Origin of the sequence: Streptomyces sp. NPDC101219 (genome assembly GCF_044767675.1) — a bacterium.
GTDB lineage: Bacteria > Actinomycetota > Actinomycetes > Streptomycetales > Streptomycetaceae > Streptomyces.
The window spans coordinates 72,212-95,056 of the sequence record NZ_JBIWOK010000007.1 but is presented as its reverse complement, the minus strand read 5'-3'; the positions used below and the strand labels follow the sequence as shown (position 1 = coordinate 95,056).

17 protein-coding genes and 1 pseudogene are annotated in these 22,845 nt (G+C 74.6%); 7 read left to right on the top strand and 11 right to left on the bottom strand.

Going from position 1 to position 22,845, the window contains the following annotated elements:
- Positions 1 to 55: 55 nt before the first annotated feature.
- From ACIRPP_RS15600 to ACIRPP_RS15565, 8 genes are all read right to left on the bottom strand, one after another.
- A complete protein-coding gene (locus ACIRPP_RS15600; protein WP_403642384.1) occupies positions 56 to 1,141 on the bottom strand; it encodes a Zn-dependent alcohol dehydrogenase in 1,086 nt (361 codons plus the stop codon).
- A 16-nt stretch (positions 1,142 to 1,157) separates the two neighbouring features.
- Positions 1,158 to 2,546, bottom strand: coding sequence for an aldehyde dehydrogenase family protein (locus ACIRPP_RS15595; RefSeq protein ID WP_403642381.1), 1,389 nt, complete (start codon positions 2,544 to 2,546; stop codon positions 1,158 to 1,160).
- A gap of 111 nt (positions 2,547 to 2,657) precedes the next feature.
- Entirely contained in the window at positions 2,658 to 3,998 is a 1,341-nt protein-coding gene (locus ACIRPP_RS15590) for an ABC transporter ATP-binding protein (RefSeq protein ID WP_403642378.1), read from the bottom strand.
- Between the two features lie 211 nt (positions 3,999 to 4,209).
- A complete protein-coding gene (locus ACIRPP_RS15585) occupies positions 4,210 to 5,484 on the bottom strand; it encodes an MFS transporter (RefSeq protein ID WP_403642375.1) in 1,275 nt (424 codons plus the stop codon).
- A gap of 151 nt (positions 5,485 to 5,635) precedes the next feature.
- Positions 5,636 to 7,090 (bottom strand): CitMHS family transporter, encoded by a 1,455-nt coding sequence (locus ACIRPP_RS15580; RefSeq protein ID WP_403642372.1) that lies wholly within the window; start codon positions 7,088 to 7,090, stop codon positions 5,636 to 5,638.
- 249 nt (positions 7,091 to 7,339) lie between these two features.
- Entirely contained in the window at positions 7,340 to 9,610 is a 2,271-nt protein-coding gene (locus tag ACIRPP_RS15575) for a molybdopterin oxidoreductase family protein (RefSeq protein ID WP_403642369.1), read from the bottom strand.
- A gap of 249 nt (positions 9,611 to 9,859) precedes the next feature.
- The gene (locus ACIRPP_RS15570) at positions 9,860 to 10,504 is read right to left on the bottom strand and encodes a TetR family transcriptional regulator (RefSeq protein ID WP_403642367.1); all 645 of its coding nucleotides are present in this window, start codon (positions 10,502 to 10,504) and stop codon (positions 9,860 to 9,862) included.
- A 132-nt stretch (positions 10,505 to 10,636) separates the two neighbouring features.
- Positions 10,637 to 11,194: a hypothetical protein gene (locus ACIRPP_RS15565; RefSeq protein WP_403642364.1), complete on the bottom strand. Its 558-nt coding sequence runs from the start codon at positions 11,192 to 11,194 to the stop codon at positions 10,637 to 10,639.
- Positions 11,195 to 11,357: 163 nt separating this feature from the next.
- Between ACIRPP_RS15565 and hmgA the strand changes: the two genes are divergently transcribed.
- The 4 genes and pseudogenes from hmgA to ACIRPP_RS15545 form a co-directional block, all read left to right on the top strand.
- Positions 11,358 to 12,707, top strand: a complete 1,350-nt coding sequence (hmgA, locus tag ACIRPP_RS15560) for a homogentisate 1,2-dioxygenase (protein ID WP_403642362.1) — start codon at positions 11,358 to 11,360, stop codon at positions 12,705 to 12,707.
- Positions 12,708 to 12,789: 82 nt separating this feature from the next.
- A complete protein-coding gene (locus ACIRPP_RS15555; RefSeq protein ID WP_403642359.1) occupies positions 12,790 to 13,539 on the top strand; it encodes a GntR family transcriptional regulator in 750 nt (249 codons plus the stop codon).
- Between the two features lie 25 nt (positions 13,540 to 13,564).
- On the top strand, positions 13,565 to 14,752 hold the full coding sequence (locus ACIRPP_RS15550) for a type ISP restriction/modification enzyme (RefSeq protein WP_403642357.1): 1,188 nt from the start codon (positions 13,565 to 13,567) through the stop codon (positions 14,750 to 14,752).
- A gap of 76 nt (positions 14,753 to 14,828) precedes the next feature.
- A pseudogene (locus ACIRPP_RS15545) lies at positions 14,829 to 15,192 on the top strand (ABC transporter permease); the annotation flags it as partial.
- Positions 15,193 to 15,377: 185 nt separating this feature from the next.
- On the opposite strand, the gene ACIRPP_RS15540 reads toward ACIRPP_RS15545, so the two are convergent.
- The 3 genes from ACIRPP_RS15540 to ACIRPP_RS15530 all read right to left on the bottom strand — a co-directional run bounded on the left by ACIRPP_RS15540 (position 15,378) and on the right by ACIRPP_RS15530 (position 17,137).
- Positions 15,378 to 15,653, bottom strand: coding sequence for a hypothetical protein (locus ACIRPP_RS15540; protein WP_164332602.1), 276 nt, complete (start codon positions 15,651 to 15,653; stop codon positions 15,378 to 15,380).
- 126 nt (positions 15,654 to 15,779) lie between these two features.
- Entirely contained in the window at positions 15,780 to 16,598 is an 819-nt protein-coding gene (locus ACIRPP_RS15535) for an anti-sigma factor domain-containing protein (RefSeq protein WP_403642354.1), read from the bottom strand.
- Entirely contained in the window at positions 16,595 to 17,137 is a 543-nt protein-coding gene (locus ACIRPP_RS15530) for a sigma-70 family RNA polymerase sigma factor (protein ID WP_164337729.1), read from the bottom strand. Before ACIRPP_RS15530 ends, ACIRPP_RS15535 begins: the two co-directional genes overlap by 4 nt.
- A 249-nt stretch (positions 17,138 to 17,386) precedes the next feature.
- Between ACIRPP_RS15530 and ACIRPP_RS15525 the strand changes: the two genes are divergently transcribed.
- The 3 genes from ACIRPP_RS15525 to ACIRPP_RS15515 all read left to right on the top strand — a co-directional run bounded on the left by ACIRPP_RS15525 (position 17,387) and on the right by ACIRPP_RS15515 (position 22,800).
- Positions 17,387 to 18,919 carry a DUF4331 domain-containing protein gene (locus ACIRPP_RS15525; RefSeq protein ID WP_403642351.1) on the top strand — a complete coding sequence of 511 codons (1,533 nt, stop codon included), beginning with the start codon at positions 17,387 to 17,389 and terminating at the stop codon, positions 18,917 to 18,919.
- Positions 18,920 to 19,051: 132 nt separating this feature from the next.
- On the top strand, positions 19,052 to 21,115 hold the full coding sequence (locus tag ACIRPP_RS15520; RefSeq protein ID WP_403642348.1) for a tetratricopeptide repeat protein: 2,064 nt from the start codon (positions 19,052 to 19,054) through the stop codon (positions 21,113 to 21,115).
- Entirely contained in the window at positions 21,112 to 22,800 is a 1,689-nt protein-coding gene (locus tag ACIRPP_RS15515) for a nickel transporter (protein ID WP_403642345.1), read from the top strand. Before ACIRPP_RS15520 ends, ACIRPP_RS15515 begins: the two co-directional genes overlap by 4 nt.
- Positions 22,801 to 22,845: the final 45 nt, after the last annotated feature.

Here is a 22,845-nt window from a genome sequence, read left to right as displayed (position 1 = left end):
CGGTCCAGGCGCCCCGGGGTCGCGGTGCGAGGCGGCCCGGGCCCGCACCTCCGGGTCAGAACACGACCAGGGCGCGGGCTCCCTTGCCGGCGAGCATGGCGTCGAAGGCGGCCGGGATGCCGTCCAGGGTGATCCGTTCGCTCACCAGGCTCGCCAGGTCCAGGCGGCCCGCGCGGATGTGCTCGGCGAGCACGGGCAGGTCCCGGGCGGGGTCGGAGTTGCCGTAGACGCAGCCGGCCAGGGTCCTGCCCCAGTGGAAGATCTCCAGGGCGTTGAAGGTGACCTGCTGGTCCTTGCCGCCGATGCCGACGACCGTGGTGCGGCCGCCGCGCCGGGTGGACTCCCACGCGGTGCGGATGGTGACGGCGCGGCCGACGCACTCGACGGCGACGTCCACCCCCTGCTTGCCGGTGAGGGCCCGGATCTGGCGGGGCGTGGTGTCCGAGGCGACGAGGTAGTCGGTCGCGCCGGCGGCCCGGGCGAGCCCCTCCTTGTCCGGGGAGACGTCGACCGCGACGATCGTCGACGCACCGGCGATCCGCGCCGACTGCAGGGCGGCGAGGCCCACTCCCCCGACGCCGAACACGGCGACCGTCTCGCCGGGGCGGACCCGCGCCGCGTGGTGCACGGCGCCGTAACCGGTGAGGACCGCGCAGCCGAGCAGGGCGGCGTCGGTGAGCGGGACACCGGCCGGGGCGGGCAGCACGCAGGACCGGGGCACCACCGTCTCCTCGGCGAAGGCGGCGACGTTCAGGCCGGGGTGGAGGTCCGTGCCGTCGTCGCAGCGGCGGGCGTGCACCCGGGCGGCGCCGTCGAGGGCGCTGCCGCACAGCCACACCTCTCCGCGTGCGCAGGCGGGGCAGGAACCGCAGGAGGGCGCCCAGTTGAGGACCACCTCGTCGCCCGGCGCGACATCGGTGACGCCCTCCCCGACGGAGACGACGGTGCCGGCACCCTCGTGGCCGAGCACGGCCGGCACCGGCAGGCGCATGGTGCCGTTGGTCAGGGACAGGTCGGAGTGGCAGACCCCGGCGGCGGCGAGTCGGACCCGCACCTCGCCGGGGCCGGGGCCGGGCAGTTCGATCCCGGTGATCTCCAACGGGGCGGAGACGGCGGGCAGTACAGCGGCACGTACGGCCATGTCGGTGACGACTCCCTTAGAACTGGAGGGACTTGGTCTGGAGGTACTCGGTCAGGCCGTGCACGCCGAGTTCGCGGCCCACGCCCGACTGCTTGTAACCGCCGAAGGGCGCCAGGGGGTTGAACCGGCCGCCGTTGATGTCCACCTGGCCGGTCTCGAGCCGGCGGGCGAAGGCGACCGCCTGCGCCTCGTCGCCGGCCCAGACGGCGCCGGCCAGGCCGTAGACGGTGCCGTTGGCGATGCGCAGGGCGTCCTCCTCGTCCTCGTAGCGCAGGACGCACAGCACGGGCCCGAAGATCTCCTCCTGGGCGACGGTCATGTCGGGGGTGACGTCGGCGAGGACGGTGGGGCTGACGTGGTATCCCTTCTCGTGGGGGGTGTCGAGGCCGCCGGCGACCAGGCGGGCGCCCTCGGCGACGCCCTTCTCGATATATCCGCGCACCCGGTCGCGCTGCCCGGCGTTGACGAGCGGGCCGATGCGGTCGCCGTACTTCGCGGCGGCGGCCGCGGCGAGGCCGACGGCCTCGTCGTACTGGTCCCGGTGGACCAGCATGCGGGTCCAGGCGCTGCACGTCTGGCCGGAGTTGGACATGACGTTGGCGACGCCGACGTTGACCGCGCGGGCCAGGTCGGCGCCGGGCAGGATCACGTTGGCGGACTTCCCGCCCAGTTCCAGGGCGACCTTCTTGACCGCGCCCGCGGCGATCGCGCCGATCCGGCGGCCGACGGCGGTGGAGCCGGTGAAGGAGACCAGGTCGACACCCGGGTGTTCGGCGAGGGCCTGCCCGGCCACCGGTCCGAGGCCGGTGACGAGGTTGAACACGCCCGCCGGGATCCCGGCCTTGTGCACCGCCTCCGCGAAGAGCCGGGCCACCAGGGGCGTGTCCTCGGCGGGCTTGACGACGACGGTGCAGCCCGCGGCGAGGGCGGGCGCGGCCTTGGCGACGATCTGGTGCAGCGGGTAGTTCCACGGCGTTATGGCCCCGACCACGCCCACCGGCTCGCTCAGCACGGTCGAGTTGCCGATCCGCTCCTCGAAGGCGTACGTGGCGGCCAGTTCGGCGTAGGAACCGGCGACGGCGACCGGGACGCCGGCGTGCACGGTCTGCGACAGCTTCAGGGGCGAGCCCAGTTCGGCGGTGACCGTCTCGGCGATCTCCTCCCGGCGGGCCTGAAGGACGTCCCGCAGGGCGGCGAGCCGGGCGGCGCGCTCGGCGGGCGGGGTGGCGCGCCACGCGGGGAGGGCGGCGCGGGCCGCCCGGACGGCGGCGTCGACGTCCTCCACGGTTCCCGCCGGGACGGTGGCGATCACCTGTTCGTCGGCCGGGTTCACGACCTCGATCACGTCCGGACCGGCGGCGGGGCGCCAGGCGCCGTCGATGTACATGCCGTCGTATGCCTTCATCGCGCTTCCTCCGGGACGGGGGCCTCGTGTGCGTCGTCTGCCGCCACATAAACTAGCGGTGGTAATTTACGGGCGCCAGGGGAACCCGCCGGACGGCCGGTGAGAGGGGCGTCACCCGTCGAGGTCGGGCAGGCGCGCCGGATCGGGGCAGATCCGCTCCCCGTGCTGGTCGAAGACGAACAAGTGGGCGAGGTCGACCAGCAGCGGCACCTGCATGCCCTGCCGGAGCCGCACGTCCGGGGCGGTACGGACGATGAGGTCGCCCGGCAGCCGCGGGTCGGCGCCCGCCGGCGCGGAGGACGGCTCGGCGGCCGGCTCCAGCGTGGCGACGGCGCCGGGGCGCAGCGCCCCGGCCCGCTGCCGCAGGCGGTCCAGGACCGTGCCGTCGCGGCGGCGCCGCCGCTCGGTGCGCCCCGGGTGCGGACGCGGCGCCTCCAGGTCGGGGACGACGGCGGGCCGCGAACCGGTGTCGAAGTGCACCAGGACCTCGTGCCCCTGGAACTCGACGTGCTCGACCAGCCCGGTGAGCACCACCTCGCCGGGACGGGCGGAGCGGGCCTCGGCGATACGGACGGCCTCGGAGCGCAGCCCGACGATGACCTCCCGGCCCTGCTGCACCCGCAGCAACTGGTGGTCCAGGGACAGGGGTTCGGGCAGCCGCAGGAACTGCTTGCCGAGGCTGATGGTCATGGCGCCGTCCAGCGGCGCGCGGACCAGTCCGCGCAGCAGGTTGATGCGGGGGATGCCGATGAACGCGGCGACGAAGACGTTGGCGGGCAGCGCGTACACCGTGCGCGGGCTGCCGACCTGCTGGAGCACGCCGCCGCGCAGCACGGCGACCCGGTCGCCCAGCGACATGGCCTCCCCCTGGTCGTGGGTCACGTAGACCGTGGTGACGCCGAGTTCGCGGGTGAGCCGGGACATCTCGGCGCGCAGGTGGTTGCGCAGCTTGGCGTCGAGGTTGGACAGCGGCTCGTCCATCAGGAAGGCGGAGGGGTGGCGGGCGATGGCCCGGCCCATGGCGACGCGCTGCCGCTCCCCGCCGGACAGCTGCGCGGGGAAACGGTCGAGGAGGTCCTCGATGCCCAGCATGCGGGCGGTGGCGTCGACCCGCGGGGACGGGTCCGTCCCGGGCGCCTCGATCCGCAGCGGGAAACCGATGTTGTCGCGGCTGGTCATGCTCGGGTAGAGGGCGAAGTTCTGGAACACCATCGCCATGTCCCGCTCGGCGGGCGGCAGGTCGTTGGCGTACTCGCCGTCGAGGAACAGGTTTCCGGCGTCGATCTCCTCCAGACCAGCGATCATCCGCAGCACGGTGGACTTGCCGCAGCCGGAGGGGCCGAGCAGGACGAGGAACTCGCCGGGCGCGATGTCCAGGGACAGCCGGTCCACGACACGGTGGCCCCGGGTGTAGGCCTTGCTCACGTCGTGCAGGGAGATGGCGCGTGTCATGAGGGTGCCCCCTGGGGTTCGGCAGGGCGCGGATGCTCCGCGGTGGGAAACGCCTCGTGCGAGCCGTACGGGGCGTGTGAGTCACGGAAGCTAACGGAATGTGCACGGCCGGGGGAAGGGAGCGGACGGATCGCGCTGCGACCGTCCAGTCCGTGAGAAACGGGACCGCTGGGCTCCGGTTCGGCGGCCCGGGTACGGGCCCGGCTCCTCCTCAGGGGCGGGCGGCGCCGTCGCGTCCCCGGCCGCGGTGGCGCGGTCCGTGCGGCTGGGGCGCCGTTCCGTCGGGGCGTTCCGGGTCCGCGGGCGGGCGGGGAGCGGCGGGGCCGTCCGGGGAGCGCAGGGCGATGCCGGAGGACAGCAGGAGCAGCGCGCCCAGCATCACGAAGGGTGCCGCCACTCCCGCCACCCCGGCGACCAGGCCCGCCGCGGCCGGGGCGGTGACCTGGCCCAGGCGGTTGCCGGTCAGACGCAGGGCGAGGGCCGTCGAGCGGGCCCCCGCGGGCGCGGCCCGGACGACCGTCGTCATGGACAAGGGCTGCCCGACGCCCAGGCAGAAGCCGAGCACCGCGAGCAGCAGCGCGAGGGCCCACACCGGCATGGGCAACGCGATGCCGGTGCACAGCAGGGCCGCGAGGAGGCAGGTCACCGTCAGCAGCGCCGTCCGGCCGAGCAGCCGCAGCAGCGGGGTGAGGACCAGCCGGCAGGCGATGGTGGCCGCCGCCCGCAGGCTGAGCAGCAGGCCGATGACGGCGGGGGCGATGCCCCGGTGCTCGCCGACCACCGGCAGGTAGGCGGTGAGGATGTCGGTCGCGGAGAGCACGGCGAGGCTGATGAGGATGCCGGCTGGAACGCCCCGGGCCCGCAGGATGCTTCCCACGGGGACGCGGCCGTCCGCCACCGCACGCGCCCGTGCCGCGCCGGGCCGCTCGATGCGCCACAGCGAGGTGAACGCGACCGCCGCCCCGGCGCCCGCCACGAGGAGCGCCAGCGCGCTGGTGCCGGCCATGTCGGCGCCGCCGATCAGCGAGCCCGCGGCGATCGGCCCGACGAGCTGGCCGAGGGAGGCGCCGATGGTGAAGTGGCCGAAGTTGCGGTCCTGTTCGTGCGGTGCCGACTGGCGGGCGACCAGGGACTGCGCGCCGATGACGAAGCACAGGTGGCCGAGGCCCATCACCCCGCTCCACAGCGCCATGGCCGCCAAGGACCCGGCGAGGCCGCTCAGTGCGCAGCCCCCGGAGATCAGCACCACTCCGGCGGGCAGCAGGGGCGCGCAGCGGCCGTGGTCGGTGCGCCGGCCGAGCGGTACCGCGGCGAACAGCGGCAGCAGCGCGTACACCCCGGCGATCACCCCGACCGCCCGCTCGTCCGCACCGAGTGCGAGCGCCCGGTAGGAGACGGCGGGCCGGGCCATCGACACGGCGCCCTGCGCGAAGCTGAACGCGATGACGAGGCGGAGCAGCCAGCCGCGGTTTCCGCCGGGCGTCATGGTCGGGTCCTCCTGGGACGGTCGGATGCAGCTTCGGGCGGTCGGGTCCGGTGAGCGGCCGGCCCGGGCGGGAGCGCCGAACCGGGGTTCTAGGTGCGGGTCCCCGGTGCGAGTCCCCGGTGCGAGTCCCCGGTGCGGGTTCCCCGGGCGGTCAGACGATGCCGAAGAGGAGCCCCGCGCCGAGGATCAGCAGGGAGGTCAGCGCCGCCCACTTCACCACGAACCGCGTGTGGTCGCCGAACTCGACCCTGGCCATGCCGACCAGGACGTAGACCGCGGGGACGAGCGGGCTGGACATGTGCAGGGGCTGGCCGACCAGTGAGGCGCGGGCCATCTCCAGCGGCGACACGCCGTGCGCGGCGCCCGCCTCGGCGAGGACGGGCAGGACACCGAAGTAGAAGCCGTCGTTGGACATGAAGTAGGTGAGCGGGAGGCTGAGCACCCCCGTGACCAGGGCCATGTGCGGGCCCATCGACTCCGGGACGACGCCGACCAGCCACTCGGCCATGTGGTCGACCATGCCGGTGCCCTGGAGGACCCCGGTGAAGACGGCGGCGGCGAACACCATGCCGGAGACGTTGAGGACGTTGTCCGCATGGGCGGCGATGCGGGCCTTCTGATCGGGCAGGTGCGGGAAGTTGACGGAGAGCGCGAGCGCGGCGCCGAGCAGGAACAGCACCGGGATCGGCAGCCACTCCATGATCATGGCGGTCAGCAGGGTGACCGTGAGCAGGGCGTTGAACCAGTACAGCCTGGGGCGCAGGGTGGGACGGGCGGGGTCGAGCCCCTGGAAGTCCTCCTCGTCGTGCGGCTCCCCGGCGTCCGTGCCCGGACCGGAGCCGGACCCACCGGCGGCCGGCGCGCTCCCGCCCGGCCGGGAGCCGGCACCCGGCCCGCCACCGGCACCGGCACCGGCACCGGCCAGGACCGTCTCCGTCTCGGTCTCCTTCTCCCCGGTCTTCCCTCCCACGAGGGACTCGTCGAGGGTGAGCACGCCCAGCCGGCGCCGCTCACGCAGTCCGAGGACGTACGCCAGGACGACCACGCCCAGCAGGCCGACCAGCAGCGCCGGGATCATCGGCACGAAGATGTCGCTCGCGTCCAGCTTCAGGGCGGTGGCGGCGCGGGCCGTCGGGCCGCCCCAGGGAAGCGTGTTCATCACTCCGTTGGCCATGGCGGCGACGCCGGTCATCACGACCAGACTCATCCCCAGCCGCTTGTACAGCGGGTACATCGCCGACACGGTGATCATGAAGGTGGTGGACCCGTCGCCGTCGAGGGACACGATCGCGGCGAGCAGGGCGGTGCCGACGACGATCCGCATCGGGTCCGCCCGGCAGAAGCGGAGGATGCCGCGGACGATCGGGTCGAAGAGACCGACGTCGATCATCACACCGAAGTAGACGATCGCGAACATGAGCATCGCCGCCGTCGGCGCCAGTGCGACGACGCCGTCGATGACGTAGTCACCGAGGTGGGCGCCCTTGCCGACGAACACGCAGAACAGCGCGGGAATCAGCACGAGCGCCGCGATCGGCGACATCTTCTTCATCATGATCAGGACCAGGAAGGTCGCGATCATGGCGAAGCCGAGGATGGTCAGCATGAGTGGACACCTAACGTTCGCCCTTGAACTCCCACCAGGGCCGGCGGTGCGACGAGACGTTAGGCAGTGCGAAAGGGCGTCAGCAAGACGTCGGGGCGCGAGCAATAAGCGCAAAAGTCCAGGTCAGGGCTTTGCTCAGGTCACGGGCACGCTCGCGTGACCGGCGCGTGCGGGCGCGGTGACGCTCACGTGCTTGTGGGCTCACATGCCCGTGGGCATGCGTGCCCGTGGGCTCACATGCCCATGGGCTCAGGCCGTCGCTCCCTGCGGCGCTCCGGCCTCCGCGCGGGCGGGGGCCGTGACCTCCACGGGAACGCCGTTGAGGACGGCGTTGCCCGACAGCGGGTCGAGGAGGCTGCCGTCGAGGAGCTGGTTGACGTTGACCCCGGGGTCCGTGGCGGCGTGGCGCAGCCGGGTGCCGGGCCGGTCGTGTCCCCAGCCGTGCGGCAGGCTCACCACGCCCCGGCGGACCTCCGGGGTGACCTCGGCGGGCGTGGTCACCTCTCCCCCGGCGCCCTTGACCCGCACCGGCTCGCCGTCGCGCACGCCGAGGCGTTCGGCGTCCTCCGGGTGGATGTGCAGGGTGCAGCGGTTGGTGCCGCCGGTGAGGGCGGGCACGTTGTGCATCCAGCTGTTGTTGGACCGCAGATGGCGGCGGCCGATGAGGACGAGTCCGGCGGGGCGTTCGGTGAGGGCGGCGTGCAGCCGGGGCAGGTCGTCGGCGATCGGCCGCGGCAGCAGTTCGACCTTGCCGCTCGCCGTCTTCAAAGGCTGCGGCAGCCGGGGGCGCAGCGGCCCCAGGTCGATGCCGTGGGGGTGGTCGAGCAGGCGCTCCAGGGTGAGGCCGTCCGGCCGGGCGCCGAAGCCGTCGCCGTACGGGCCGAGACGCAGCATCAGGTCGAGCCGCCGTTCGGGGCCGTTGTCGCCGCCGAGCTGTGCGGCGAGCTCCTTCGGATCGCGGCCGTGCACCGGGGAGTGCGGCTCGCGCACCGCCTTGCCGAGGGTCTGATCGACGACCATGGCGTCCACCGCGGCCGGGTCGGTGCCGTGCATCCCGGTGGCGGCGAGGATCAGCCGGGCCATGATCTCGGTCTCAGCCATGCGGCCCGGTTCGAGCGGGACGGCGGGGCGGGTGTAGCGGACCTGGTTGCGCACGGCGAGGGTGTTGAAGGCGAAGTCGTGGTGCGGGCTCTGCGCGGGCGGCGGCGGGGGCAGGACGACATCCGCGTGGCGTGAGGTCTCGTTGAGGTACGGGTCGACGCTGACCATGAAGTCCAGGGAATCCAGGGCCTTGTCGAGCCGGTCGCCGTCGGGTGCGGACAGCACGGGGTTGGCGGCCACGGCGATGAGGGCGCGGACGGGCGTGCCCTCGTCGGTCGGGGTGTCGATCTCCTCGGCGAGGGCGGACAGGGGCAGTTCGCCCTTGGCCTCGGGGTGGCGGCTCACCCGGGAGTGCCACCGGCCGAGGGCGAAGCCGCGGCCGGGCCCGGCGGGGCGCGGGGTCCGGTCGGTGGCGGCCTGCGGGAACAGGGCACCGCCGGGCCGGTCGAGGTTGCCGGTGAGGGTGTTGAGCACGTCGACGAGCCAGCTGGCCAGGGTGCCGTGCGGGACGGTGCAGCTGCCGATGCGGGCGTAGACGGCGGCTGTGGGGGCGGCGGCGAGTTCCCGGGCGAGGGCGCGGATCGTGTCCGCGTCGACGTCGCAGGCCGGGGCGACCGCCTCGGGCGTGAAGTCCCGCAGGGCCCGGGCGACGTCGTCCACCCCCTGGACGTGCGGGGCGAGACCGCCGAGATCGGTCAGGTCCTCCTCGAAGAGGACGGTCACCATCGCGGCGAGCAGCAGCGCGTCCGTGCCGGGCCGGACGGCGAGGTGCCGGTCGGCGAGACGGGCGGTGCGGGTCCGTCGCGGGTCGACGACCGTGAGGGTGCCACCACGGGCCCGGAGCGCCTTGAGACGGCCGGGGAAGTCGGGCGCGGTGCACAGACTGCCGTTGGACTCCAGGGGGTTGGCGCCGATCAGCAGCAGGTGGTCGGTGCGGTCGAGGTCGGGCACGGGGATCGTGTTGGCGTCACCGAAGAGCAGGCCGCTGGAGACGTGCTTGGGCATCTGGTCGAGCGTGGAGGCGGTGAACAGGCTCCGGGTGCCGAGCCCGGCGAGGAGGACGGGCGGGTAGAGGGCGCCGGCCATGGTGTGCACGTTGGGGTTGCCGAGGACCAGCCCGACGGCGTGCGGTCCGTACCGGTCCACGACGGGCCGGAGGCCGGCGGCGACGGTGTCGAACGCCTCCTCCCAGGTCGCCTCGCGCAGGACGCCGTCGACCCGGACGAGCGGGGCGCGCAGCCGGTCGGGGTCGGAGTCGAGGGCCGGGAAGGCGGCACCCTTGGGGCAGATGAACCCCTTGCTGAACACGTCGTCGCGGTCACCGCGGGCCCGGGTGACCCGGCCGCCGTCGTCGACGGTGAGGGTCAGGCCGCAGGTGGCCTCGCACAGGGGGCAGATACGCAGGGCGGTGCGGGACACGGGACCTCCCGGATAGGGCGACGGCGGCGCACGGGAGGGAACCGGGCACCGCACGGACGCACCTGAGCATACCGACCGGTATGCACGGCGGGGAGGGGATGGGGAAAGCGAGCCGGGACGGCGGAGGTCGCTCCCCGCTCCGCGGACCGCCTGGGCCTGCGGGGCGCGCGCGGGGCTGCTCCAGGCACACGAACACGCCCCGGGACCGATGGGGCGAGCGGCGCCCGGAAGGTCACGGACCAGCCGCCCCTACCGCCCGCCGTCCGGCGGCGCGGGCCGGTCCAGGACGCGGGCCAGGTAGGCGCGCAGCATCTCCCGCAGCTCCTCGATGACCTTCGCGTCGCCGTCGGGCGCGACCCGGAAGGCGAGGTGGATCAGGGAGTCGGCGGTCTCGACGGCGACCAGGAAGGTGCGCCGCAGGTCCTCGTCGGGCGTGCGTCCGAGGTAGCCGGAGAGCAGGTCCGTCAGGCGGTCGGCGACCCGCAGGTTGGGCTCGGTGCGGTGGCCGCCGACCGGTATCTGGTTACCGAAGTCGACGAGGGAGAAGCCGGGCGCGCTGCGCTTCATCTGCAGGTACTCGCCGATCACGGCGTCCATGGCGTAGCGCCAGCCCCGGTCGCCGGTGCCCCGCAGGCGTTCGGCGATCCGGTCCGTGAAGCGTTCGAGGTTGCGGTGCGCCAGGGCGTCGGCCATCTGGCGCTTGTTGCCGAAGAAGCGGTACACGGAGCCGATCGGCACCCCGGCGCGCTCCGCGACGGCCCGGGTGCTCAGGTCGTCGTAGCCGACCTCGTCGAGGAGTTCGGCGCAGGCGTCGAGGATGCGGGTCAGCCGTTCGGCGCTGCGCCGCTGCACGGGCGCACGCCGGAGCGTTGTCGGATGGGGCACGGCCCTCATGATGCCTCGTCCGCGCGTTCGGGTGAACCGTGCCCTCCGCCGCACCCCCGGCCCGCCGCTCCTCGCCTCCGCTGCCGCCCGCGCCGGCCGCGCGCGGCACGGCCGCGTCAGCGGCCCCGGCCGGCCCCCGCGTCACCGGCCCCGGCCGGCCCCCGCGCCAACAGGTGTGGCGGTCGCCGTCGTGGAGGCCGACGCCTCCGGTTCCGACACCGTGACGTCGGCGGTGCTCTCCACCGGCTCGCCGTTCACGGCCCACACCGAGCCGTCGTCGGCGTACAGCCGGGCGGTGACCCGGTGGGTGCCGCGGGGCACGGTGTTCGCGGCCAGGCGGTGGCCGGGGGTGCGCAGCCGGGCGACGAGCCGGTCGTCGACGTACAGCTGGGCGAGGCCGCGGCCGGGCACGGCCCGTCCGGCGGTGCCGTCCGGGGAGAAGCGGAAGCCGCGCACGGTCAGCCGGACGGCCCAGCCGCCGCCGGAGTCGGGCGTCACCTCGACCCCCACGCGCGGGGCCGCGCTCTGTCCGACCTCGCGGTAGGGCCGCCCCTCCGGGTCCCGTGCCTCCAGGAGCCGGCCGGCCGACGCGGGCGCGCCGTCCTGCCCCCGGGCGTCCGGGGAGGCGCAGCCCACGGGTCCGGTGGCGAGGACGAGTCCGAGGGCGAGCGCGGCGGTGAGGGTCCGCGTCCATGACATGTCCGGAGCGTAGAACAGGGGTGCGATCCCGGGGATCCCCCTGAAGTCTGGTCCGTTTCCTCCACCGGGAGGAGGACACGCGGGATTCACCCGGCCCTCTTGCGCACGGGAAAACGCAATCCTACGGTGTTGCATAGGAATCGGACGCAAGGGAGCACCGGACATGAGCGATGGGGTCACCGCCCGCAGGGGCGCGGGCGATCGCGAGGCAGCGCGCAAGGCCGCCGAAGGCCTGGCACACCTCAGCGGCTTCGGCAACGAGCACTGTTCCGAGGCGGTCCCGGGCGCCCTTCCCGAGGGCCGGAACTCACCGCAGCGCGCGCCCCTCGGGCTGTACGCGGAGCAGCTGAGCGGTTCGGCCTTCACCGAGCCGCGGGCCGTCAACCGCCGTTCCTGGCTGTACCGGATCCGCCCGTCGGCGGCCCACCCGGCGTTCGTCCGCACCAGCAACGGCGCGCTCCGCACGGCGCCCTTCAACCAGACGGTGCCGGACCCCAACCGGCTGCGCTGGGACCCGCTGCCCGAGCCCCCCGAGGGCACGGACTTCCTGGCCGGCCTGTGGACGCTGGGCGGCAACGGGGACGTCACGCAGCGCGCGGGCATGGCCGTGCACCTGTACCACGCCACCGCCTCGATGGACCGGGTGTTCAGCGACTCCGACGGCGAACTGCTGATCGTCCCGGAGCTCGGCGGGCTGTTGCTGCGCACCGAGTTCGGGCTGCTGCACGCGGAGCCGGGCCACATCGCGCTGATCCCGCGCGGGGTGCGCTTCCGGGTGGAACTCCTGGACGAGACCGCGCGCGGCTACGTGTGCGAGAACTACGGTGCGCCCTTCGTGCTCCCCGAGCTCGGCCCGATCGGCGCCAACGGCCTCGCCAACGCGCGGGACTTCCGGGCTCCGGTCGCCGCGTACGAGGACGTGGAGGGGCCGGTGGAGGTGGTGAACAAGTTCTGCGGCAACCTGTGGTCGGCCACCTACGGCCACTCGCCCCTCGACGTGGTCGCCTGGCACGGCACCCATGTGCCGTACGCCTACGACCTGCGCCGTTTCAATGTGATGGGCACCATCTCCTACGACCACCCGGACCCGTCCGTCTTCACGGTGCTGACCTCGCCCAGCGACACCCCGGGGCTGGCCGGAGTGGACTTCGTGGTCTTCGCGCCGCGCTGGCTGGTGGGCGAGGACACCTTCCGCCCGCCGTACTTCCACCGGAACGTGATGAGCGAGTACATGGGCCTCATCGAGGGTGCCTACGACGCGAAGGCGGAGGGCTTCGTGCCGGGCGGCGGCTCGCTGCACAACATGATGTCGGCGCACGGACCGGACCACGAGACCTTCGAGCGGGCGAGCGCGGCCGAGCTGAAGCCGCAGAAGATCGACGACGGGCTGGCCTTCATGTTCGAGACCCGCTGGCCGCTGTCGCTCACCCCGCAGGCGGCGCGCGCGGAGCACCTCCAGGAGGACTACGACGACGTGTGGAACTCCTTCGAACGGCACTTCCGCGTCCAGTGAACCGGGCAGCCGCGTGCGGCGGAGCACCCGGCTCCGCCGCACGCGGATTGCACTGAGCGTTCCCGACCGATACGGATGACCCGTGACTTCCTTCGCCCCTGATTCGATCGTCCTGAATCGCAAGTTGCCGCTCTGGTACCAGGTGTCGCAGTCGCTGCGCGCCTCGATCCTCGGCCGCTCGCCGCAGGACCCGTTGCGGCTGCCCACCGAGGAACAGCTGGCCGGGCACTACGGGGTGAGCGTGCTGACCATGCGGCAGGCACTGAAGGAGCTGGAGGACGAGGGCCTGATCAGCCGGCACCGCCGGCGCGGCACGTTCATCGAGCCGGACGTCGCCCGGGGCACGCCGGTGCGGCTGCTGGGCTCGGTGGACGCGATCGTGGCGCAGCAGTCCGGGATGACCACCGAACTGCTGGAGCACGGGCCTGCCCCCGTGCCGGCGGACATCGCCGAGCACTTCCCGGACCTGACGGAGGTCGCCGGCTACCACCGGCTGCGCAGCGACGAGAAGACCGGCGAGCCGACCAACCACGCCCGCAACTGGGTGCGCCCCGAACTCGCCGCCCGCATCGACCCGGAGGACCTGGAGCGCTGGCCCATGACCAAGGTGCTGCGGGACGTCGTGGGGGCGGACATCGGCCGGATCACGGACACGGTGGAGGCGCGCCTCGCCGACCCCGAGACGGCCCGGCTGCTCCAGGTGCCGCTGCTCAGCCCGATCCTGCACTACACGGGCGTCACCCGCGGCACCGACGGGCGGCCCCTGGACGTGGCCGTCATCAACTACCGGGGGGACCGTTTCTCCTTCACGGTGACCCTCGACGCCCACTGATCCGGGTCCCCGCCCAGGTCGTACGATGCCCTGCGTGACGCACGACGACGCTCCGCCGCTGGCGGACCTCATGCCGTGGTCCGTCGCACCGCCGCGGCTCGGCCGGGGGTGGCCGGCGGGCCCCGACGCGGCATCCCTGAAGGCCCGTTGGAACGCCCTGGTGGCGGCGGAGGGGCCCGAGCGCGAGACGCTGTTCCGGCCGACGCGCGCCCGTACGCCGCACACCCCGGTCGCGCAGCTGCCGGGAGGCGGCGGTGGCACCGAGCGGCTCGCCCGCGCCTCGGGGCCGTGCCCGGAGCCGGTGCGGGTGCTGCGCGCCCCCTTCGACGAGCAGTGGCTGATCCCCGACCACCGTCTGATCGACGCGGCCCGGCCCGAGCTGTGGCGGGTGGCGGACGAACGGCAGACCTTCGTCGTGGAGAGCCCCGCCCCCACCGGTGCGCCGGGCCTGCCGCTGCTCGCGACCCCGCACGTCCCGCTGCTGCGTCCCGGCCGGATCCGGCCGCTGTACCGCAGGCCCCGGGGCGCCGAACCGAATCTGGCCCCCGGCCTGACCGCCCACCTCGCGGCCCGCCTCGGCGGGGAGGTCGACGCGGCGGGCGTGCTGGCCTGGATCCTCGCCGTGGCGCGGCCGGGCCCGAAGGGACCGGTGGTTCCGCTCACCGCCGACGCCGACGCGTGGGCGTCCGGGGTGGCGACGGGCCGCCGAATGCTGTGGCTGATGCGCCGCGACGGCGGCGAGCGGCCCAAGCTGCCGGGCGGGCGCCGCCCCTACGTCCGGGCCCCGCTGCCGGCCCGGCCGGTGACCCTGGACTACGACCGTGACGAGGAGGCCCTGCTCCTCGACGAGGGCCGGATCGCGCCGGTGCCACCCGAGGCGTGGGACTTCGAGACGGGCGGGGAGCGGGTGCTGGAGCAGTGGTTCGCCGCGCGCACGGATGCCGGTGAGCCCGGCACCCTGGAGGCCGTCCGCCCGATGGCCTGGCCGCAGCAGTGGACCTCGGAACTGCTGGAGCTGATCACGGTGCTGACCCTGCTCGCCGAACTGGGCCCCGCACGGGCCGCGTTGAACGACGCCCCCCTGCCCGCTCCGGTCGGCCGGTCCGCACTGCGCGCGGCGGGCGTCCTGCCCGTGCCGTCCGCCGCCCGCCGCCCCGCCTCGGTGCTGGACACCCACGAGGAGGGCCCGGAGGGCCAGCTGGCGCTGCTCTGACCCCGCGTCACGGTTCGGGATCACGATCCCGCGCTTCACGACCCCCCGTCGAACCCGTCGAGCACCCGGCCCGGCATCCGTCGCGCTGCTCCTGCTGTTCCGTTTCTCGCTGCGGCTGGACCGGCATGTACCTCGGGCTGCTCACCCGCGACGAGGAGGCCGCCGGTCAGCTGGGCGGCGCGACCTTCCTGCTGCCGCTGCTCTCCAGCGCGTACATCCCCACCGAGGGGCTGCCGGGCGGGCTGCGCACGGTGGCGGAGTGGAATCCGGTCAGTGCGGTGGCGACGGCGCTGCGGGACCTGTTCGGCAACGCCCCGGTGCCCGCGGACGCCGCGTGGCCGGTGGCGCACCCCGTGGCCGGGGCACTGCTGTGGTGTGCGGTGCTGCTCGCCGTGTTCGCACCGCAGGCCGTGCGGCAATACGGGCGCGGTGAGGGCTGAACTCCGGGTCGAACTCCGGGCGGGGCGGTCGGCGGGCCCCCGGCCGGCTGCCGGGCGGGGTCGGGGGCTCCGGGAGGGGACGTGCCCGCGCGTGACGCACCGGGCCGGTGCGCCGCGCGCGTGGGGTGGCTTGCTCCGGGACGCGGCCGCGCCGGGGCGGCGGGCCGCCCGAGCACGCGCGGGGCCTAACGGCCGCCGAAGAGCGTGCGGCGCAGCCTGCGCAGCGGCGCGAAGAGCGAGACGCGGCTGGTGCGGGCCCGGACACCGCGGGCACCGCGGTCGTGCGCGGGGTCACGCGCGGTGAGCTCACGCATCAGTGACGTCGCCTCGGCCGTCTCCCGCTGCGGGACCGCCGGTCCTGACAGCACCGCGAGATGGCGGTCGAGGCGCGAACTGGTCGCGCTGCTCCCGCAGGTGATCGCAGGGACCCTGGCCCTGCTGCGCACTGTTATCTGTTCCATGTCACTCCCCACCCGTACGAGTCCACCCGGCCCGGGCAGGGTAACCCTATCGCCCCGTACCGGCACACGTGTATCGCGCCCACGGGATTCACCTTCCCCGCAAGGGGGTTGACGAACACTCGACGATTACTCTCCGAATCCGACCGTTTTCAGGGCGAGTTGGACGATGGGCTGCGCAGTGGGTTGCGGAGAGCCTCCGTCCGGTTCGACGGTTACGGCGAGTGACGTCGCGGAGGTCTCCAGATCGGACGCGACCAGGGGCGTGTCGCCCTCGAAGAGGCCCAGCGAGCGCGGTGGTGCGCCGGGGCGCATGAGCCAGAGCTGACGCACACGTCCGTTCGGCGGGTCGTCGTAGCCGCCGAGGGTGACGACCGCGCTCGCCGTCGATGCGGAGGCGATCACTCCGATGGTGCGGCCGTCCGCGTCGCGTCCGCTGCCCACGCGCGCGTCCGGTGCCGACAGAACGTGGGCGATCTCACGTGACCGGTCGCGTTCCGCGGCCAGTTCGTCCTGGGTGCGGTTCGCCTGGACGGCGAACAGCGAGGCGACGACCAGCGCCGCCGCGGCGGTCGCCGTGGCGAACGGCACGAACAGCGGCACCCGGCCGCGTCCGCGGTCGCGCGGCGGCGGTCCGGCGCCCCACACGTGCGGCGGCAGTTGCGGCGCACGCGCGCGGGCCGCGTCCTGGGGCGGCGGGTCCTGCGGGGTGGTCCGTACGGCGGCCAGCACCCTCTCGCGCAGGGCGGCCGGCGGCGGGGCGGCGGTGGACCAGGCGAGGCGGACGGCGTCCTCGGCGAGGTCGCGCACCTCGGCCCGGCAGCGCCCGCAGGTGCGCAGGTGCCGTTCGAAGCGGACCCGTTCCGCGGGCTCCAGGGCGTCGAGCGCGTAGGGAGCGGCCAGCGAGTGCACCTCGCCGCGGCGCCCCAGCCGGTCGAACAGGCTCATACGGCGCCTCCCAGGCAGTCGCGCAGCCGGGTCAGACCGTCGCGCATACGGGTCTTGACCGTGCCCAGTGGCAGCGAGAGCCGCTCCGCCACCTCACGGTAGGTGTAGCCGTCGTAGTAGGCGAGGGTGACCGACTGCCGCTGGAGGGCGGTGAGCCGGTCCAGGCAGCGCCGCACCCACTCGCGTTCGAGGCCGGCCTCCACCTCCTCGGCGACCTGGTCGAAGGCGGGGCCGTTTCCGCGCCGGGCCTCCCGCTCCTCGCGCTCCCCCGCGGCGCGGGCGCTGCGCACCCGGTCGACGGCGCGGCGGTGGGCCAGGGTGAGGACCCAGGACAGCGCGCTGCCCCGGGCGGGGTCGAACCGCGCGGCGGACCGCCACAGTTCGAGCAGCACCTCCTGGGCCACCTCCTCGGACTGGGCGGGGTCACGCACCACGCGCCGCACCAGTCCGAACACCGGCCCGGACACCAGCCCGTACAGGTCCTCGAATGCCTTCTGGTCGCCTCCTGCCACGCGCACCAGAAGCTCGTCCGCCTCCAACAGCCACCCCCCTCTCCCGGGCCCCGCCGGGCCACCCTGCCGCACGAGGCATTCGCAGCGAGCGCGCCTCCGGATGGGAACTACGGATCACCGGGCCGAAAACGCGGGTCGGGCGGCGAGAAATCCTACGGCCGGTCCGGTCCGGCGGCAGCGACCCGGACAGGTCTCGTGGAAACCCGACCAATCCGCTCCCGTCGCGGCTCCGAATTCCGTTGCGTCAGAGGCAAGTCGGCACGGAGGACGGACGGCATGACACCTATCTCGAGCACCGCCGCGGGACACAGGGGCCTCGCGACCCTGATCTGTGGCGCACTGGCCGCCGGCGGGCTCGCCGCCGCCGGGGCGACCGCCCTGGAACCGCGGCCGGCCGGCGCCTCCAGTCACCGCGAGGCCCCGCTGATCTCGGGCACCCCGCAGTACGACAACACGGACCTGTACGCCTTCGTCAGCCCCGACAAGCCGGACACCACCACGATCATCGCCAACTGGATCCCGTTCGAGGAGCCCGCCGGCGGGCCGAACTTCTTCACGTTCGCCGAGGACGCCCAGTACGACATCCACATCGACAACAACGGGGACGCGCAGGGCGAACTGCTGTTCCGCTACACGTTCACGACCCACACGAAGAACGACAAGACGTTCCTCTACAACACCGGTCCGGTCACCAGCCTCGACGACCAGGATCTCAACATCACGCAGACCTACGACATCGAGCTGCTGAAGCTGAAGAATCAGCACGCCGTGTCCCGCACGAAGATCGCCGACGACGTCCCGGTCGCGCCGTCGAACGTCGGCAAGGCGTCCATGCCGGACTACGACACCCTGCGCAAGGAGGCCGTGCACGAACTGGCCGGCGGGGCGACGACGTTCGCCGGTCAGGCCGACGACCCGTTCTTCCTCGACCTGCGCGTCTTCGACCTGCTGTACGGCGGGAACCTCTCCGAGGTCGGCAACGACACCCTCAAGGGCTACAACGTCAACTCCCTGGCACTCCAGATCCCCACCCACATGATCACCGAGTCGGCGGACCAGCCCGTCGTCGGCGTCTGGTCGACCACCCAGCGCAAGAACGCCGCCGGGGACTTCGTCCAGGTGTCCCGGCTGGGCAGCCCGCTGGTCAACGAGGTCGTCAACCCCCTGAAGGACAAGGACACCTTCAACGCGTCGGGACCGTGGGACGACGCGCAGTTCCTGAAGAACGTCACCGAACCCGAACTGCCGAAGCTGATCGAGGGGATCTACAAGATCGAAGCCCCCGCCGAGCCGCGCGACGACCTCGTCGACGTGTTCCTCAAGGGCGTGGAGGGGCTCAACCAGCCGCCGCACGTGACGCCGTCGGAGATGCTGCGCCTCAACACGTCGATCGAGCCCGCCGCGAAGCCCAAGCGGCTGGGCGTGCTGGACGGCGACAACGCCGGCTTCCCCAACGGGCGGCGACTGACGGACGACGTGATCGACGCCTCGCTCCAGGTCGTCGAGGGCGAACTCGTCGGCGCGAAGAACGACCTGGGGGACGCGGTCGACGCCAACGACAAGGAGTTCGGCGACACCTTCCCCTACCTGGCGAACCCGACGGAGGGCTCGCGCGGCCCGCTCGCGAAGGGCGTGGACAGCGGCAACGACGTCCGCAACCAACTCGGTGACGCCCTGCGCCCGGCGGGCGCCGCGGGTTCCGACGACACCACGCTGATCGCCGCCTCCGCGGGTGCGGGCGCCGGCGGCATCCTGCTGATCGGCGTGGCCCTGATGTGGTGGCGCCGGATGCGCGGCCGGGCGTACTGACCCGCCCCGGGCGGCCGGGACCACTCCCCCCGCCCCACCGACAGGCGCGGCCCGTCCCCTCCCATCCCCTGCGGCACGGGCCGCGCCGCCGACTCCGGCACCCGAGCGGGTGACGCACGACCGAGGAGAGGCATGCCTCCGGCAACGAACGACAACACCCCGCACGACGCCGCAGGCCGGCCCGGCGGGAAGGGCGAGTACAGCAGGGACGCCGGGAACGGCACGGACCGCGACTCCGACAGCGACCGGGGGGCGGGCTCCGGCACCGGTGCGGGTACGGCGCCCGGGACGGACGGCGGGACCGACTCCGGTACGGGCCCGGAAACCGGCACGGCCCGGGCCACGGGCTCCGGCACCGGTGCGGGTACGGCGCCCGGGACGGGCTCCGGTACAGGTACGGACCCCGGCACGGACCAGGGCACCACCCCCGGCAGGAGCACGGAAACCGGCACGGCCCGGACCACAGGCTCCGCCACCGGCTCGGCTCCCGGCACGGACAAGAGCACCACCCCCGGCACGGACCAGGGCACGACCCCCGGCACAGGCACGGTCCCCGGCGCGAAGTCCCCTACCGGTGCGGGCGATGGCCCGGACGCGGTGCCCGGCGACCGGGGCGCAGCGGCCGGCGCCCCGCCCGCCGACGCACCTGAGCCCGCAGGCCCGGCCGTGGTCGCCGACGGCACCGCACCCGGCAGGAACGGGAGCACGCCGGAGGCCGGCCCCGATCCGGAGCCCGCCCCCGACGGCGTACCCGGTGCCGACGGCGTACCCGGTGCCGACAGCACGGCCCGTGCCCGGAACGCCGCCCCCGCCGCCCGCCGGATCGCGGCCCTGCGGCGCTTCGCCGCCGCCGGGCGGCGGGCGCGGGCGATGCGCGTGGCGTCCTGTGCCGTGCTGCTGGCGGTCGCCCTGACCGCCGGGGCCGTCGCCGTCGGGGGCCGGCCGGACGGGACGCGGGCCGGGGCGGACGCCGCGCCCGCGGCCGGGGCGCTCGCCCCCGGACTGCTCACCGGGGGCGACCTCGACGCGGGGATCCGCTCCCTCCGGGCTCATCTGCGGGCCCAGCCGCGGGACCACCGCTCGTGGGCCACCCTCGGCCTCGCCCAGGTCGAGCAGGCGCGGACCACGGGCGACCCCTCGCACTACCCGCAGGCCGAACGGGCCCTCACCCGCTCGCTCGCCCTCGCCCCCGGCAACGAACCGGCCCTGGCCGGACGCGCCGCGCTCGCCGCCGCCCGGCACGACTTCACGGGTGCCCTGCGGTACGCGGACCGGGCCCTGGAGCAGAACCCGTACAGCGAGCGGGCCCTGTGCTCCCGGATCGACGCCCTGGTCGAGCTCGGCCGGTACGACGAGGCCGCCGAGGCCGCCACCACCGCGGACGCCCGGCGTCCGGGGGTGCCGGTCTTCACGCGGTACGCGTACGTCCACGAGCTGCGCGGCGACACCGCGACCGCCCGCAGGGTGCTGGAGCGGGCCCTGGCCGGCGCGGCGTCGCGCGCGGACGTCGCGTACGTGGCGACCGCGCTCGGCCAACTGGCCTGGAACCAGGGCGAGTACGACCGGGCCCTGCGTCACTTCGCTCGCGCCCTGGCCGCCGACGACACCCACCTGCCCGCGCTGGAGGGCCGGGCCAGGGCACTGGCGGCGAGCGGCGACCGGGCAGGCGCCATCCGCACCCTGGAGGCGGTCGTCGCGCGCTCCCCGCTGCCCGGACCGCTGGTCGCCCTCGGTGAGCTGTACGAGGTCCGCGGCGCCGACGGCGACCGGGCACGGGCCCGGGAGCAGTACGCCCTGGTGGACGCCTGGACCGCGCTCGCGCGCGCGGGCGGCGTCCACGCCGACCTGGACACCGCGTTGGCCGCCGCCGACCACGGCGACGCCGGTGAGGCGCTGCGCTCGGCCCGCGCGGAGTGGGCGCGGCGGCACAGCGTGCACACCGCCGACGCCCTGGCGTGGGCGCTGCACCGGTCGGGCCGGGACGAGGAGGCACTCCGGTACGCCCGCCGGGCCACCGCCACCGGCTACCGCAGCGCCGCGTTCCTCCACCACCGGGGCATGATCGAGCGGGCCCTCGGCGACGACCGGGCGGCCCGCGCCTCCCTCACCGCGGCACTGCGGCTGAACCCCGGGTTCTCGCCGCTCGGCGCGCGGGCCGCGAAGGCGGCGCTGAAGGAACTGGAGGCCGGGCGGTGACCCCGGGCCGTTCCCTCGCCGCGGGCGTCGCCGTCCTGACCGCCGTCGGCGCGTTCGTCCTCGTCCCCGCCCCGGCGGCGAGCGCGCACCCGCTGGGCAACTTCACCGTCAACCGCTACGACGGACTGGTCGCCGCACCGGGTGAACTGCGGGTGCGTCACGTCGAGGACCTCGCCGAGATCCCGGCCACGCAGGCCGCTGGGGACATCGAGCGGCGGGGCGGGCCGGACGCCTGGGCCCGGGACCGCTGCGCGGAGGCCGCCCGGGACAGCGAGGTCCGTGTCGACGGACGCGCGGTGCCGCTCACCGTGGACGGCAGCCGGGCCCAGGTGCGGCCCGGGCAGGCGGGGCTGGACACCCTGCGCGTGGAGTGCCGGCTGACCGCCTCGCTGCCCGACGAGGGCCCCGTGCGCGTCGGGTTCCGCGCGGCGGGCGCCTCCGCGGGGCCCGGCTGGCGGGAGATCACCGCGCGCGGGGACCGTATGACGCTGGCCGCCTCGGACGTGCCGCGCGCCTCCTCGTCGCGCGAGCTGACCCGCTACCCGGAGGACCGGCTGGACGCCCCGCCCGACGCCCGCGCCGCCGAGCTGCGGATCCGTCCGGGCGGTCCGGCGCTCGCCGAGCGGGAGGCGGACGCCCCGGCCGGCTCCGTCCTGCCGCGCGGCGCCGACCGGTGGACCCGGGCCCTGGACGACCTGGTCGCCCGGAACGACCTCACCGCCGGTTTCGCCGCCCTGGCCCTGCTGATCGCCGTCGTCCTGGGCGCCCTGCACGCGCTCGCACCGGGCCACGGCAAGACGCTGATGGCGGCGACGGCGGCGGCCCGCGGCGGCCGGGCCCGGCTGCGGGACGTGCTGCCGATGGCCGCCTCGGTGACGGTCACTCACACGCTGGGGGTGGTGGCGCTGGGGCTGCTGGTCGCGGGCGGGTCGGCGGCCGCGCCCTCGGTGGTCGCCTGGCTGGGCGTGGCCAGCGGAGTCCTGGTCACGGTGGCGGGCGCGACCCTGCTGCGTCGCGCGCTGCGCCACCGCGACGGCCAGCACCCGCACGGGCACCCGCACGCGCACGGTCACTCTCATGAGCACCACCACTCCCATGAGCACTCCCCCGACCACGAGCACTCTCCCGGTCACGACCCCCACCCCCACGATCACGACCACGACGACCACCACCACCGGCACCACGGTCACGCCCACGCCCACGCCCACGGCCACCCTCACCATCACGACCACGACAAGGCACCCGCCCACCCCGCCGACCCCCACGGCACCCCCGGCCCCTCGCACCCGCACGCCGTCGTGCACACCCACGGCGGGCGGACGCACGCCCACCCGACGGCGCCCACCCTCCGCGGCACGATCCTGCTCGGTTTCGCGGGCGGGCTGGTGCCCAGCCCGTCCGCCGTGGTGGTGCTGGTCGGGGCCGCCGCGCTCGGCCAGGCGTGGTTCGGGCTGCTGCTGGTCGTCGCCTACGGCGTCGGGCTGGCCCTCACGCTCACCGCGGCCGGGTACGCCGTGGTCAGGGCGGGCAGCGGCATGGCCCGGCTGCTGGACCGCCGGCCCCGCTGGACGGCCGGCCCGGTGGTGGGCCTGGTCCGCCGGAGCGCGCCGCTCGGATCGGCCTTCGTCGTGGTCGTCGTGGGGGCCGGATTGGTGTTCAGGGGGGCGGCATCCGCTCTCGGCTGAGCTACTTTCATCAGGAACGGGAGCATTCGCCCGATGCGAAGGGGG